We start from the raw sequence: 13,595 nt of genomic DNA, 5'->3' as shown, positions 1-13,595 counted from the left end.
GCGTGCGGGCCACAAGAAAAAAAGCCCGGCCGCAAGGGCCGGGCTGAGGTTTACAGCAAGCCTGCGGGAGACCGCAGGAGCGGAAATTTACGACATGGCGGCGGCCTGCCGATGTCGGACGAATCCGACATCTGGAGCCCGGTGCTCGCCGGGACCCGCTCGCGCCGCAGTCGAGCCGCCGATATAGTTTTGCGCGCGCAACTGCAAGAGATCCAGCGCGGCTTCCCGCGTGGGTTGCGCCACGACGACGACCAAGATCAGTCCTCGATGCCGCAGGGGAAATGACAACGCTCTACCTCACCATGACCGAGAAGCTCTCCGAGCACTGGAAAGCCCACCACAACGTCTATCCGCGAAAGTTCGTGCTGTCGCCGGCGCTGCGCGACGAATACCTGAAGTGCCTCGGCTGGATGACCGGCAACCAGGGCCGCACGGTCACCCTGCCCGAGAAGCACATGGGCGTGCGCATCGAAGTCGACGAGAGTTCGCCGGGCGTCATGGTGGCCGCGGACGGCACCGAAGTCCTGCTGCGCCAGTGACGGCAGCGCCTGCTTGCCGGTGAGCTCGGGCTCGGCCCATCGCGGGCCGGTGTGGCGCCCGCGGTACTCGCGGTCGAATGCGTCCGCCCTCGGAGTGTTGCCACGCTGCCGCGTCTCACCCGCTCTGCTATGCGGAAACGGTGCTTTCCTACGCGAGTGCCCCGATCGCCGCTTCAACGTTCGGCATTCCACAACCCGATCAACCCAAGATCAACCCAAACCAACGGAGCCCACGATGCCAACTTCCCGACGCGCCGAACCCGATGCCTGCAGCCTTCTGGATGCCGACCATCGCAACGTCAAGAAGATGTTCAAGGAGTACGAGGAACTCACCCATTCGCGCGCCGCTTCGGCGCAGCAGAAGAAGCGCGAGCTCGCCAACGAGATCTGCATGGAGCTCACCGTCCATGCGCAGATCGAGGAAGAGATCTTCTATCCGGCCCTGCGCGAGGCGATCAAGGAAACGGACCTGCTCGACGAAGCCGAGGTTGAGCACGCGAGCGCCAAGGACCTGATCGCGCAGATCCAGGAAGCCACCGAGGTCGACGACAAGTTCGATGCCAAGGTGATCGTGCTGGGCGAGTACATCGACCACCACGTGAAGGAAGAGCGCAACGAGATCTTCGTGAAGGCGCGCGCCGCCCGGGGGCTGGACTTGGTCGCCATGCGCGAGCAGCTGGCCGCCCGCAAGGAGGAACTGATGGAGGAACTCGGCGCCACGGCCTGAGTTCGCCCGCGCCCGAAGACGCCGGCCGCGCGTCTTCGGGTCCATTCACCCAGCTTCACGCTGCCCTGACGTTCTGGAGGCCCTCGTGACCGGACTTCTTTCCCGACTTTTCCCGAGCGCGACGAACATGATCCGGCTGGATCACACGCACGTGCTTTCCACCTTCCACCAGTACAAGGCCAGCGCGCCGAGGCGCGTGAAGAAAGGCCTGGTCAACACCATGTGCACCGCGCTCGAAGTCCATGCGCAGCTCGAGGAAGAGATCTTCTATCCGGCGGTGCGCGCGGTCACGCAGAACGAACTCATCGCCAAGTCGCAGGAAGAGCACCAGGAGATGCGGCGCCAGATCGAGCTGCTGCGGCAGATGGAGCCCGAGGCGCGCGACTACGACGAGACGGTCGCGAACCTGATGCGCGACGTGATGCACCACGTGGCCGACGAGGAAACGCTCGTCATCCCAGAAGCCGAGCGGCTTCTTGCCGACCAGCTGGGCGAACTGGGCATGCGCATGACCAAGCGCCGCCTGCAGCTCGTGGGCCCGCGCAGCGGAGAGATCGCGCTCGACATGGGACGGGCCGCATCGGGCAACGTCCTGGGGCTCACGCTGCTCGGACTCGGCGCCATGGGCCTGCTGGCGGCGCAGCGCACAGGGCTTCTGGGCTTGCCGGCGCGCAAGCGCCGCGAGACGGCTTGAGGGGTCGGGTAGCTCGGCTGGATCGAAGCCGATGGAGAACGGCCTCCACCCGGCTCGCGCTGACGCATCTTCGAAGCTTTGCTGCAGGCTTCTCGCGGCGATGACCGACGCACGGACGCCGCGGCTTCGGCCAATCTCCACGGCAGGAGAGCTTCACCCAATGGACCAGATCTTCGCCCGCTTCGCCAACAGGATCGCGCATATCGCGGGGAGCCCCATCACCTTCCTTGCCTGCGTGAGCCTGGTGATCGCATGGGCCGTGGCCGGCCCGTTCTTCGGTTTCTCGGAAACCTGGCAGCTCCTCATCAATACCGGCACCACCATCGTGACCTTCCTCATGGTGTTCCTGATTCAGAACACCCAGAACCGCGACGGCGTGGCGCTGCAGACCAAGCTCGACGAACTCATCCGCTCGTCCGACGCGCAGGATGAATTCATCGGCATCGAGAAGCTCACCGACCAGGAATTGACGATCCTGCATGAAAGATGCGAAGCCGCGGCCAGGAAAAGCCGCGTCACGCTCGAACGCACGCGCGCCGAACGCCGCAGGCGCGGACACGAGCAGCCCGCCCGCAGGCATGAAGCACCCGAGGCCGGCCAGGGTTGAGTGGCCAGGCGGGCCCTGGCCGACGCCGGCCCGCCAGCCCGGTTGCCTCCTGCTACGAGGGTTGCCCGGGCTTTTGCTAAGCTGCCCCGCTCTGCATCCATCGCCAAAGCACAGCGAACCATGAAAATCGCCACCTGGAACGTCAACTCCCTCACCGCGCGCCTGCAGCACGTGCTCGACTGGCTCATTGCCAACCCGGTCGACGTGCTGTGCCTGCAGGAGCTCAAGATGACGGACGACAAATTCCCGCTCGACGTGCTCAAGTCGGCAGGCTACGAGGCTGCGGTGTTCGGCCAGAAGACCTACAACGGCGTCGCGATCCTGAGCCTCGCGCCGGTGCGCGACGTGGTGAAGAACATCACCGGCTTCAGCGACGACCAGTCGCGCGTGATCGCGGCCACGGTGGAGACGCCCTCGGGCCCGCTGCGCGTGGTCAACGGCTACTTCGTGAACGGGCAGGCGCCGGGCACCGACAAGTTCGAATACAAGATGAAGTGGCTCGATGCGCTGCGCGACGCGCTGCGCCAGGAGCTGGTGGCCAACCCCGACCTCGTGCTGCTGGGCGACTTCAACATCACGCCCGAGGACCGCGACAGCTTCGACCCCGTGGGCCTGAAGGAAACGATCCACCACACGACCGAGGAGCGCAACCATTTCAAGGCGCTGCTCGACCTGGGCCTGAAGGACAGCTTCCGCATGTTCGAGCAGCCCGAGAAGAGCTATTCGTGGTGGGACTACCGCATGCTGGGCTACCAGAAGAACCGCGGGCTGCGCATCGACCACATCCTGGTGAGCGAGCCCCTGGTGCCGCACGTGAAGGGCTGCGTCATCGACCGCGTGCCGCGCAAGTGGGAAAAGCCGAGCGACCATGCGCCCGTGGTGCTCGACCTCGACCGTGGTGCCTGACGCCATGCGCTCGACGCTCCTTCGGACCGGCCGCCGCCTGGCGATTGCAGCAGCCGCGCTGTCGCTCGCGGCATGCTCGCTGCTGAAGCCCGCCGACAAGGCTGAGGAAGGCGACAAGGGCACCGCGACCACACCCGCCGGCGAGACCGCGACGGACGGCCGCGAAGTGCCGACGGTAAGGCTCATCACCGCGCAGACGCCCGCGGTACGCACCTACCGCAAGATCGGCGCGCGCCACATCTACAACAAGTACGCAAGCCGCATCTACAAGGGCAAGCTGCCGCCGCTGGTGTATGCCGTGGTGGTGGTCGAGACCGACATCGACGCGACGGGCAAGGTGGTCAACGTCACCTTCAGCCGCACGCCGAGCCACGCGCCGGAGGTGGCGCCGATGATCGCGGAGATGATCAAGGCCGCGTCTCCCCTGCCCAACCCGGGCAAGCTGGGCGGCCATACCTACGTGGACACCTGGCTCTGGGACAGGAGCGACAAGTTCCAGATCGATTCGCTGACCCAGGGGCAGAGAAGCCGCTGAAAAGAAAAAAGGCCCGGAGAGGGCCTTTTTCATTCGATCCCGAGTTCCTGGATCTTCCGGGTGATGGTGTTGCGCCCGATGCCGAGCTTCTGGGCAGCCTCTATGCGGCGGCCTCGCGTGTTGGCCAGCGCGGTGAGGATCAGCCTCGACTCGAAGCGGCGCGAGAGCACGTCCCACACATCGGTGCGGCCGGCCGCGAGCAGGGCCTGGGCTTCGGCCTCGAGGCCGCCTTCCCAGCTGCTGGTGCCGGTTGCGGGAGCAGGAGTCTCGGCAGGCTCGGAAACGGCATGCGCCGGCGCCACCGATTCGCCACCCGACGTCGGGAACGAGGACACGGGCTGTGCCGTCACGGCCGACGCAGCGGCCGGCGCCTCCGACACCGCATGCGCCTCGGCGACGCTGCCGCCCGCCATCACCTCCGGCGGCAGGTCCTTCGCCTCGATCAACTGGGCCGGCGCCATCACCGTAAGCCAGTGGCAAATGTTCTCCAGCTGGCGCACGTTGCCGGGGAAATTGAATGCCGCGAGCTTCGCCAATGCGGCATCCGAGATGCGCTTGGGCTCCACGCCGAGCTGGCGCGCGCTCACCTGCAGGAAGTGGCGGGTGAGTGCGGGCACGTCTTCGCCGCGCTCGCGCAGGGCCGGCAGACGCAGGCGGATCACGTTGAGGCGGTGGAACAAGTCTTCGCGGAAGCCGCCGAGCTTCACGCGCTGCTCCAGGTCCTGGTGGGTCGCCGCAATGACGCGCACGTTGGCCTTCACCGAGTTGTGGCCGCCCACGCGGTAGAAATGGCCGTCGCTCAGCACGCGCAGCAGGCGCGTCTGCAGGTCGAAGGGCATGTCGCCGATTTCGTCGAGGAAGAGCGTGCCGCCCTCGGCCTGCTCGAAGCGGCCGCGGCGCATGGTCTGTGCACCGGTGAAGGCGCCGCGCTCATGGCCGAAGAGTTCGCTTTCCAGCAGGTCCTTCGGAATGGCGGCCGTGTTGATGGCCACGAAGGGCCCATTGGCGCGCGGCGAGTGCTTGTGCAGCGCGCGTGCCACCAGCTCCTTGCCCGAACCCGACTCGCCGGTGATGAGCACCGTGACGTTGCTCTGCGAAAGCCGGCCGATCGCGCGAAACACGTCCTGCATGGCGGGCGCCTGGCCCAGCATCTCGGGCGCGGCGACCATGCGCTCCTCGGCCACTTCCTCGCGCTGGCTTTCGTCGACCGCGCGGCGGATGAGCTCGACCGCGCGCGGCAGGTCGAAGGGCTTGGGCAGGTATTCGAAGGCACCGCCCTGGAAGGCCGAGACGGCGCTGTCGAGGTCGGAGAACGCCGTCATGATGATGACGGGCAGGCCCGGGTGCATGGCCTTGATCTTGTCGAGCAGGTCGAGTCCGGAACCGCCGGGCATGCGGATGTCGCTCACCAGGACCTGAGGTGCGAGTTGGTCGTCGTCGGCGGCCTGTTCGAGTGCTGCGAGCACCTCGCGCGTGTTGGTGAAACTGCGCGTGGGCAGGTCTTCGCGCAGCAGAGCCTTCTCGAGCACGAAGCGAATCGATTGGTCGTCATCAACTATCCAGATCGGCTTCATGCATCTCCTCTGTTGCCGGTGGCTGCGCTAGGGCAGCGGTATCAATATCTTGAAATCGGTTCGGCCCGGGACGCTGTCGCACTCGATCACGCCGTGATGCTGTTGCACAAAAGTTTGTGCGAGCGTCAATCCCAGCCCTGTCCCGCCTTCCCTGCCCGATACGAGCGGATAGAAGATGCGGTCCTTGATCGTGTCCGGCACACCCGGTCCATTGTCGATTACATGCAATTCCAGTGCCAGTCGATACCACTGCTTGTTGAAGATCACCTGACGGGCCACCCGCGTCTTGAAAGTGATCTGCGCGTCGCCCGCCGCGCGGCGCTCGGCCAGCGCCTGCGCCGCGTTGTGCGCGATGTTCAGCGTGGCCTGGATGAGCTGCTCGCGGTCGCCGCGGAACTCGGGAATGGAGACGTCGAAGTCGCGCTCGATGTGCAGGTCGCGCGGAAACTCCGCGAGGATGACCGAGCGCACGCGCTCGCAGACTTCGTGGATGTTGACGTCGCCCACCACGTGCGGGCGGCGGTGCGGTGCCAGTAGACGGTCGACTAGCGTCTGAAGCCGGTCGGCCTCGTGGATGATGACCTGGGTGTATTCGATGAGGTCGCGCGACTCGACCTCCATCTGCAGCAGCTGCGCCGCGCCGCGGATGCCGCCCAGCGGGTTCTTGATTTCGTGCGCGAGGTTGCGGATGAGTTCCTTGTTCGCCTGCGCCTGGTCGATGAGCCGCTCCTCGCGGTCCTGCCGCACCTGCTGCTCGAGCGGCGACATCTCGATGATGAGCTCGCCCTTCTTCTCGCCGTGGGCGAGCGTGACCTGCACCGGCATCAGCTCGTGGTTCACGCGGCGCAGGAACGCCTCGTAGCGCAGCGTGGCGAAGTCGTTGCTGCTGGCGCCGTCGATGGCCGTGCGCAGCACCTGCGGCTCATGGAAACATGCGCCGAACTGCGAGCCCTCGAGCGTGCGGCGCGAGGTGCCCAGTGCGTCTTCGAGGCCTGCGTTGGCGAACAGCACGGAGCCGTTGCTGTTGACCACGGCGATCATCGTGGACAGCAGGTCGAAGGACTGAAAGCGCGAATTGGCGCCGGCCGCCTTCTTACCGAACACCATGGCGTCTTACTGGGGCTGCTTGGCCGGCAGCCGGGCGATCTCGCGGCGGATGCCGGCGATGTCGCTCTCGTTGCGCGCCAGCTCGGCCTTCATCTCGGCGACGCGGTCCAAGTACTTCTGGTAGTTGCGGCCTTCGCTGCCCTGCTTCTCGGGCTCGCCGTTGTTGTATTCCTTCTGCAGCTCGGCCTGGCGCGCCTCGGCCTTCTTGAGCTCGGCCTCGAGCACCGATCGCGCCTCGCCGTCGCGGGCACGCTGGTCAACGCCTTCCACCCTCGGACTGCCCGCCGGCGAACGCGCGGCGGACGAACCGCCCGACGGGGAAGAAGCGGAACCGCCACCCGACGCCCGCGTGCCCTGCACGACCGTGACGTTGCCGCCTTCCATGATCTTGCAGCCCTTCTGCTGCGCGACGGTGGAATTGTTCGTGTACTCGTTGCCGCAACGCCAGACACGCTCCTGCGCGAGCGCCGGCAGCGCGATCAGTGAACCGGCCAGAAAGATGAGGGAAGCTGTCTTCATGTGTATCGGTGGGAAGCGGCGACAAAGGGGCATTTTCGTGCAATTCGACGGCAAAAGTGACCAGATGTTCCATCCCAAAGAAAAAGGACGGCCCAGCCGTCCTTCGTAACCCATCAGGCCTACAAGCCCCAAAAACCTCTTCCCGGGAGATACCGCGGAACCGGCTCTGCCGGGTCGCAGGTATCGCCCCCCGGTAGGGGGCTGGCGAAGCGACACGAAGTGCGCGAAGCCTGGGGGGCGAGCCAATTACAACGAGTAGTACATGTCGAACTCGACCGGATGGGTCGCCATGCGGAAGCGCGTGACTTCCTGCATCTTCAGTTCGATGTACGCGTCGATGTAGGCATCGGTGAACACGCCGCCCTTGGTCAGGAACGCACGGTCCTTGTCCAGGTATTCCAGGGCCTGGTCGAGGCTGTGGCAGACGGTCGGGATCAGCGCGTCTTCTTCCGGCGGCAGGTGGTACAGGTCCTTGCTGGCGGCTTCGCCCGGATGGATCTTGTTTTCCACGCCGTCCAGGCCGGCCATCAGCAGCGCGGCGAAGCCCAGGTACGGGTTCATCAGCGGATCGGGGAAGCGCGCTTCGACGCGGCGGCCCTTCGGGTTGGCCACGAACGGGATGCGGATCGAGGCCGAGCGGTTCTTGGCCGAGTAGGCCAGCTTCACCGGGGCTTCGAAGCCGGGCACCAGGCGCTTGTAGCTGTTGGTGCCGGGGTTCGTGATGGCGTTCAGGGCACGTGCGTGCTTGATGATGCCGCCGATGTAGTGCAGGGCGAAGTCCGACAGGCCTGCGTAGCCGTCGCCGGCGAACAGGTTCTTGCCGTCCTTCCAGACCGACTGGTGCACGTGCATGCCGGAGCCGTTGTCGCCGACGATGGGCTTGGGCATGAAGGTGGCGGTCTTGCCGTAGGCGTGGGCCACGTTGTGGATCACGTACTTCTGCAGCTGGACCCAGTCGGCGCGCTGCACGAGCGTGCTGAACTTGGTGCCGAGTTCCATCTGGCCGGCGTTCGCCACTTCATGGTGATGCACTTCGACCGGGATGCCGAGCGATTCGAGCACCAGGCACATTTCCGAACGCATGTCCTGGAAGCTGTCGACCGGGGGAACCGGGAAGTAGCCGCCCTTGACTGCCGGACGATGGCCGGTGTTGCCGTGCTCGTATTCCTTGTCGGTGTTCCACGAGGCTTCTTCGGATTCGATCTTCACGAAGCAGCCCGACATGTCGTTCTTCCAGCGCACGCCGTCGAACACGAAGAATTCGGGTTCCGGACCGAAGTAGGCGGTGTCGCCCAGGCCCGATGCCTTCATGTAGGCTTCGGCGCGCTTGGCGAGCGAACGCGGATCGCGCTCGTAGGCCTTGCCGTCGGCGGGGTCGATCACGTCGCAGGTCAGGATCAGCGTCGTTTCTTCGAAGAACGGGTCGATGTTGGCGGTGTTCGGGTCGGGCATGAGCTGCATGTCCGAAGCTTCGATCCCCTTCCAGCCGGCGATGGACGAGCCGTCGAATGCGTGGCCCGAGGTGAATTTGTCTTCGTCGAAAGCCGAGACCGGCACGGTCACGTGCTGCTCTTTGCCGCGGGTATCGGTGAAGCGGAAGTCGACGAACTTGACCTCGTTTTCCTTGACGAGCTTGAGTACATCGGCGACGGTCTTTGCCATCAGTTTCTCCTGAGTTGGATGGTGGTTAGGAATACAGGGACGTGGGATGCAGTTTCTGTGCCATTGTCGCCTCACCGGATGAGGCTTCGATGACCGCCTCAGAACCCAAATGAAGGCGGAAACTCACTATTTTGGTGCATTGATTTTTATCGCACCAATTCGGGGCCAAGCTTGGCGTCAAAAGTGTGCAGGCCTTCGATCAACTGGGCATAGGCGGCATCGAGCCGCTCGGCATCGCCCTTGACGCCCAGTTCGATGTGCCGGCCGTAAGTCGGATGGTCGACACTGGGCAGGCTGAACACCTTGATGCCGGCGTGATTGGCCTCGATCGCCTCCATGAGCGGCGTCAGCGTGGCCTCCATGGCACCGAAAACGATCACGGATTTCTCGGCGACGGCCTTGGTGGCGAACAGCCCGGCGTAGCGGCCGTCGAGCACGGATTCGATCATGGGCCAGGCCATGACGGGGAAACCGGGCACGAAGTGGACGTCGCCCACGCTGAAGCCCGGGATCTTGTTGTACGGGTTGTAGATGAGCGTGGCCCCCTGCGGAAACACGCCCATGTTGAGCCGGTGCACGTTGTCGGCCCGGTCGGGCTCGTAGGGCAGGCCCTGCTCGCGCGCGGTGTCCTGCATGCGCTCGCGGATCAGCAGCTCGGCCTCGGGGTGCAGCGCCAGCGGCACGCCAAGCGCCCTGGCGGCGCACTGGCGGGTGTGATCGTCGGGCGTGGCGCCGATGCCGCCGGTCGAGAAGACGATGTCGCCCGAGGCGAAGGCGCGCTGCAGCGCCGCCGTGATGCGATCGGGCTCGTCGCCCACGTACTCGGCCCAGCTCAGTTGAAGGCCGCGTGCGGCAAGCAGTTCGATGACCTTGGCCATGTGCTTGTCGGCACGCTTGCCGGAAAGAATCTCGTCGCCGACGACGATGAGACCGAATGCGCGTGTCATGGAGAACCCCATTGGGAAAGAGCGGCCTTGCTGGCTTCGTCGGCCTCGATGGCCGGCATGCCGCCGCCGGCAGCCGCTGCCTCGGCCGCCGCGCGCTGGGCGCGAAGCTGCGCAAGCGCATCGAGGCAGTAGTGAGCGAACCACACAGCCGAGAAGGCGAAAACCAGCGTGTAGATCCAGATCGCGATCGGCACCAGCACGAAGAAAGCGGCGGCGAACAGCAGGCCCGAGGCCCAGACGATGCTGGGCGCGGCGCCCAGGTAGCCGCACAGCACGCCGATGCAAAGCAGCGGCACCCGGTGCGCGCGGATGAGGGCGGCGCGCTCCTCGGGACTGGCGTGCTCGGCGAGTGCGTCGAAGCTCATCACGCGGTAGGTGAGCCAGCCCCAGATCAGCGGCGGCAATATCAGCACCAGCGGCGGAATGAGCCACAGCGGCATCGACACGACCAGCGCGATCACCGCCAGGATGGTGGCGCCCAGCGAGCGCGCCACGCTGCCGAAGAAGGAGGCGCCCTTCTTCTGCTCGAGCCCCGGAAAGCGCCGCTCGCCCACCAGCTTGGTGAGCGCGGGCGCCATGAATCCGGCGACGATCAGCAGGCAGACCACCACGATCACCGGCGTGGCCGCGAACACCACGACCAGCGAGGCCAGCACGGAAGTGACGTCGCCGGAGAAAAGCCGGCCGAGCCAGGACCAGAAGCTCGACAGCAGCGGCCAGGCGTCCAGCGCGCCGCGCGTCCAGACCACGGCCGCATCCCAGTAGAAGTAGCCCAGCACCGAGGCCAGCACGATCATCAGCGCCAGCGGGAGCAGCGACAGCACGATCACGCGCGGCAGCATGCAGTAGGCGACCGCGCGCCAGAAGGAGTCGAGGAGCAGGCGCATGAAGCAGCGAGGATAACGCCTCGGGCGGGCCGTCCAGGGCCCGTAGCCCCTCAGCCGCGGCCGACCATCCGCTTCAGCCCGAGCCACTGCTGGGCCCAGAAGCCCCGGCCGTACTCGCGCACGCGGCCGTCGGCGCCGGGCTCGACCTGGTCGCGGATGCCGGTCGGGTCGTAGCGGTCCTCGAAGTTGGCGGTGCGAAAGAGCATGTCCCACCAGGGCAGCAGCACGCCGAAGTTGTGGCCGCCGAGCGTGCTGCGGCCGTTCGATTCGTGGCCCAGCCCGATGCTGTGGTGCAGCCGGTGAAAGCGCGGGCTGATCCACAGCCGCTCGCCGATGGCGCCGAAGCTCAGCCGCAGGTTGGCGTGCTGCAGGCTCTCGCTGAGCTGGGTGAAGGCGACGAAGGCGATGAACTGCCCCGGCGCCACACCGATGAGCTGCGCCACGATGACGATCAGCGTGTCGTGGACGATGTCGTCGAGCAGGTGGTTGCGGTCGTCGCTCCACATGGTCATCTGGCGCTGCGAGTGATGTAGCGAATGCAGGCCCCACCACCAGTTGAACTGGTGCTGGCCGCGGTGGATCCAGTAGCCCACGAAATCGAGCACCACCAGGTAGATGGCGAAGGCCACCCACGGGATGTCCGTGACGCCGGGCCAGACCTCGTCGAGGTGGAAGGTGCCCCACCCCGCTGTTCTCAGCGCGCCCATGGCGTCGTCGAAGAAGGGCTGCAGCGTGAAGAAGATCGCCAGCCGGAACAGCCCCAGCCGGTGGATGAGCGTGTAGAGCACGTCGATGCGGATCGCGTGGCGGTCGACCACCGGCTCCACCGAGCGCCAGCGCTGCAGCGGGCCGATCACCGCGATCAGCACCAGGATCTGGATGACGCCCACCAGCAGCCAGCCGGTGGCGTCGAAGGCGTCCTCGGTCCAGCCGCCCAGGCCCACGGCGTAGACGAGCGGCTGCACGGCGGTTTCGAAGAACCAGCCCTGCAAGGCGGAAAAGGCGTCTGTCAGCCAGTCGATCACGATCAGGAAAACTCGTCGTTCAGTCGTTCAGGGGTGGGAGGCGATCCAGGCCTTGAAGTCGGGATGCTGGCGCAGCGTGCGGAAGCAGAAGCCCTTGGCCTTCAGTCCGACGATCAGCGGCTCGAGGTTGGCGGGCGCCCACGGGTCCTTGCGCGACCAGATGCCCAGGTGCGCGAGCAGGATGTCGCCGGGGCGGATGGTGTCCAGCGCCTGCGTCAGCAGCTTCGCGTTGCTGAATTTCTCGCTCGGCAGTTCGTCGCCGAGGAAGCCCGCCGGCGCCCATCCCACGTACTTGTAGCCGCAGCCTTCGGCCGCCGCCAGCAGCGCGGGCGAGGTCTTGCCGCCCGGCGCGCGGTACAGCGGCAGCGGCTTCTTGCCGGTGACCGCCGCCAGCCGGTCGGAAGCCTTCTTGATATTGGCGCAGTACTCGGCCGCGCTCCAGGTCGACTCCTTGCCGTTCTGGGGGCCGGCCGAGGGTTTGATGCGGAAGCTGGGCGGTGTGCCCTTCACGTCGCCGCGCCAATAGGCGTGGTCATAGGTGTGGGAGCCGAATTCGTTGCCTTCGGCCGCCCTCGCCTTCCACCAGGGCGCCCAATGGTCGTCCAGGCTGTCGCCGTCGGTCTGGGTGCGTTCGGCGGCGGCGAAGAAGGTGACGCGCACGTCCTGCCGCTTGAGCACGTCTGCCACCAGGGGCGCGATGCCCATGTGGCCGGTGTCGAAGGTCAGGTAGACGGGCTTCTCGCAGGCGGCCGGCTCCTGCGCCGCCCAGGCGGTTGGCGACAGCGCCGCCGCCAGGGCGAGCATGGAGGCGGCAGCGGCGGCGGCAATGCCGGCGCGCCTAGATGCGCTTCGCATGATCCAGCGTCCACACGCCGTGCGGCGAGCGGCCGACGTTGACCTGGCGCACGACCTTGTTGCTGGCCAGGTCGACCACGCTGAGCTTCTTGGCCCAGCGCGAGGTCACGTAGAGCGTCTTGCCGTCGGCCGAGACGTCCATGCAGTCGGGGCCGCCGGGCACCGGGTAGGTCGCGACCACCTTCAGCGTCGTCAGGTCGATGCGGCTGATGGAGTTGGCCACGCGGTTGCTCACGAACACGGTCTTGCCGTCGCCGGCCGAGCGGAAGGCATGGGCGCCCTTGCCGGTGGGAATCTTGCCGACCAGCTTGGGCTCGGCGCCGGCCACGTCGAACACCTGCACGCCATCGCTGCCGGTGAGGCCCACGAGCAGGGTCTTGTCGTTGTGCACGCCGAAGATGTCGGCCGGCATGGGGCCGGTGGCGGTGCGCCACTTGATGGTCTGGGTGGGCAGGTCGACCGCGATCATCTCGTCGCTGTCCTGCATCGTCACGTAGGCGATGGTGCTGGTGTTGTCGATCCAGATGTGGCTGGGCGTCTTGCCGCTGGCGATGCGCTTGGCCAGCTTCAGGTCCTTGCCGTCCCAGCGGTAGACGTCGACGTGGTTCAGCCGGTTGCCGGCCGTGACGAACCACTTCATGTCGCGCGAGAACTGCAGCTGGTACGGATCGATGATGCCGTAGACCACGCGCTGCACTTCCGCCGTGCGGGGGTTCAGGAAGGTCAGGGAGTCGCCCGCCGAATTGGCCACGATGACCGACTTTTCGTCGGGCGTCATGTAGATGTGGTGCGGCTCCTTGCCGGTGGGAATGCGCAGCTTTTCCGTCCAGTCGACGGGATTGATCACGCTAACGTTCGCGTCCAGCGAGTTGAGCACGAAGATCGGAGGGGGTTCCGGCGCTGCGGCGGCGGTGTGGGCCGCGAAGGCCGTCATGCAGGCAAGCAGGAAAGCCGCGATGCGGCCGTTCGGTCGGGCAGGGAGTCGCAAGGGAAGATTCCGGGAGAGAGTTC

At 66.1% G+C, this 13,595-nt stretch carries 16 protein-coding genes; 7 read left to right on the top strand and 9 right to left on the bottom strand.

From position 1 onward, the window contains the following. Positions 1-111: 111 nt before the first annotated feature. The 7 genes from FHT32_RS11225 (at position 112) to FHT32_RS11195 (ending at position 4,008) form a co-directional block, all read left to right on the top strand. Complete coding sequence (locus tag FHT32_RS11225; RefSeq protein ID WP_176664699.1) at positions 112-285, top strand: hypothetical protein; 174 nt, start codon at positions 112-114, stop codon at positions 283-285. Beyond that, a complete protein-coding gene (locus FHT32_RS11220; protein WP_176664698.1) occupies positions 282-539 on the top strand; it encodes a hypothetical protein in 258 nt (85 codons plus the stop codon). The genes FHT32_RS11225 and FHT32_RS11220 overlap by 4 nt, the downstream gene beginning before the upstream one ends. A 235-nt stretch (positions 540-774) precedes the next feature. Beyond that, a complete protein-coding gene (locus tag FHT32_RS11215; protein WP_176664697.1) occupies positions 775-1,266 on the top strand; it encodes a hemerythrin domain-containing protein in 492 nt (163 codons plus the stop codon). A gap of 85 nt (positions 1,267-1,351) precedes the next feature. After that, positions 1,352-1,960: a hemerythrin domain-containing protein gene (locus FHT32_RS11210; protein ID WP_176664696.1), complete on the top strand. Its 609-nt coding sequence runs from the start codon at positions 1,352-1,354 to the stop codon at positions 1,958-1,960. Between the two features lie 160 nt (positions 1,961-2,120). Continuing rightward, entirely contained in the window at positions 2,121-2,567 is a 447-nt protein-coding gene (locus FHT32_RS11205) for a low affinity iron permease family protein (protein WP_176664695.1), read from the top strand. A 120-nt stretch (positions 2,568-2,687) separates the two neighbouring features. Beyond that, positions 2,688-3,473, top strand: coding sequence for an exodeoxyribonuclease III (gene xth / locus FHT32_RS11200; protein ID WP_176664694.1), 786 nt, complete (start codon positions 2,688-2,690; stop codon positions 3,471-3,473). After that, positions 3,436-4,008: a hypothetical protein gene (locus FHT32_RS11195; protein WP_256098961.1), complete on the top strand. Its 573-nt coding sequence runs from the start codon at positions 3,436-3,438 to the stop codon at positions 4,006-4,008. The genes xth and FHT32_RS11195 overlap by 38 nt, the downstream gene beginning before the upstream one ends. Positions 4,009-4,037: 29 nt before the next feature. Here FHT32_RS11195 and ntrC read toward each other — a convergent pair whose 3' ends face one another. From ntrC to FHT32_RS11150, 9 genes are all read right to left on the bottom strand, one after another. After that, on the bottom strand, positions 4,038-5,582 hold the full coding sequence (gene ntrC, locus FHT32_RS11190; RefSeq protein WP_176664692.1) for a nitrogen regulation protein NR(I): 1,545 nt from the start codon (positions 5,580-5,582) through the stop codon (positions 4,038-4,040). A 27-nt stretch (positions 5,583-5,609) separates the two neighbouring features. Further along, on the bottom strand, positions 5,610-6,689 hold the full coding sequence (glnL, locus tag FHT32_RS11185) for a nitrogen regulation protein NR(II) (RefSeq protein ID WP_176664691.1): 1,080 nt from the start codon (positions 6,687-6,689) through the stop codon (positions 5,610-5,612). A gap of 6 nt (positions 6,690-6,695) precedes the next feature. After that, positions 6,696-7,208 (bottom strand): hypothetical protein, encoded by a 513-nt coding sequence (locus tag FHT32_RS11180; protein WP_176664690.1) that lies wholly within the window; start codon positions 7,206-7,208, stop codon positions 6,696-6,698. A gap of 246 nt (positions 7,209-7,454) precedes the next feature. Further along, positions 7,455-8,870 carry a type I glutamate--ammonia ligase gene (gene glnA / locus FHT32_RS11175; RefSeq protein WP_176664689.1) on the bottom strand — a complete coding sequence of 472 codons (1,416 nt, stop codon included), beginning with the start codon at positions 8,868-8,870 and terminating at the stop codon, positions 7,455-7,457. 146 nt (positions 8,871-9,016) lie between these two features. Next, entirely contained in the window at positions 9,017-9,817 is an 801-nt protein-coding gene (locus FHT32_RS11170; protein ID WP_176664688.1) for a molybdopterin-binding protein, read from the bottom strand. Next, positions 9,814-10,704, bottom strand: a complete 891-nt coding sequence (locus FHT32_RS11165; protein WP_176664687.1) for an EI24 domain-containing protein — start codon at positions 10,702-10,704, stop codon at positions 9,814-9,816. The genes FHT32_RS11170 and FHT32_RS11165 overlap by 4 nt, the downstream gene beginning before the upstream one ends. Positions 10,705-10,754: 50 nt before the next feature. After that, on the bottom strand, positions 10,755-11,729 hold the full coding sequence (locus FHT32_RS11160; protein ID WP_176664686.1) for a sterol desaturase family protein: 975 nt from the start codon (positions 11,727-11,729) through the stop codon (positions 10,755-10,757). 27 nt (positions 11,730-11,756) lie between these two features. Next, on the bottom strand, positions 11,757-12,584 hold the full coding sequence (locus FHT32_RS11155) for a polysaccharide deacetylase family protein (RefSeq protein WP_176664685.1): 828 nt from the start codon (positions 12,582-12,584) through the stop codon (positions 11,757-11,759). Beyond that, positions 12,568-13,572, bottom strand: a complete 1,005-nt coding sequence (locus tag FHT32_RS11150) for a beta-propeller fold lactonase family protein (protein WP_176664684.1) — start codon at positions 13,570-13,572, stop codon at positions 12,568-12,570. The genes FHT32_RS11155 and FHT32_RS11150 overlap by 17 nt, the downstream gene beginning before the upstream one ends. Positions 13,573-13,595 lie beyond the last annotated feature (23 nt).

The organism is Variovorax sp. SG517, assembly GCF_013376045.1.
Taxonomy (GTDB): domain Bacteria; phylum Pseudomonadota; class Gammaproteobacteria; order Burkholderiales; family Burkholderiaceae_C; genus Variovorax.
The sequence above is the reverse complement of the archived record's forward strand: the minus strand, read 5'-3'. Positions and strand labels throughout refer to the sequence as shown.

Coding starts and splice junctions, on each gene's coding strand:
- FHT32_RS11225 (WP_176664699.1), top strand. CDS start 112: ATGTCGGACGAATCCGACATCTGGAGCCCGGTGCTCGCCGGGACCCGC.
- FHT32_RS11220 (WP_176664698.1), top strand. CDS start 282: ATGACAACGCTCTACCTCACCATGACCGAGAAGCTCTCCGAGCACTGG.
- FHT32_RS11215 (WP_176664697.1), top strand. CDS start 775: ATGCCAACTTCCCGACGCGCCGAACCCGATGCCTGCAGCCTTCTGGAT.
- FHT32_RS11205 (WP_176664695.1), top strand. CDS start 2,121: ATGGACCAGATCTTCGCCCGCTTCGCCAACAGGATCGCGCATATCGCG.
- xth (WP_176664694.1), top strand. CDS start 2,688: ATGAAAATCGCCACCTGGAACGTCAACTCCCTCACCGCGCGCCTGCAG.
- FHT32_RS11195 (WP_256098961.1), top strand. CDS start 3,436: ATGCGCCCGTGGTGCTCGACCTCGACCGTGGTGCCTGACGCCATGCGC.
- ntrC (WP_176664692.1), bottom strand. CDS start 5,582: ATGAAGCCGATCTGGATAGTTGATGACGACCAATCGATTCGCTTCGTG.
- glnL (WP_176664691.1), bottom strand. CDS start 6,689: ATGGTGTTCGGTAAGAAGGCGGCCGGCGCCAATTCGCGCTTTCAGTCC.
- FHT32_RS11180 (WP_176664690.1), bottom strand. CDS start 7,208: ATGAAGACAGCTTCCCTCATCTTTCTGGCCGGTTCACTGATCGCGCTG.
- glnA (WP_176664689.1), bottom strand. CDS start 8,870: ATGGCAAAGACCGTCGCCGATGTACTCAAGCTCGTCAAGGAAAACGAG.
- FHT32_RS11170 (WP_176664688.1), bottom strand. CDS start 9,817: ATGACACGCGCATTCGGTCTCATCGTCGTCGGCGACGAGATTCTTTCC.
- FHT32_RS11165 (WP_176664687.1), bottom strand. CDS start 10,704: ATGCGCCTGCTCCTCGACTCCTTCTGGCGCGCGGTCGCCTACTGCATG.
- FHT32_RS11155 (WP_176664685.1), bottom strand. CDS start 12,584: ATGCGAAGCGCATCTAGGCGCGCCGGCATTGCCGCCGCCGCTGCCGCC.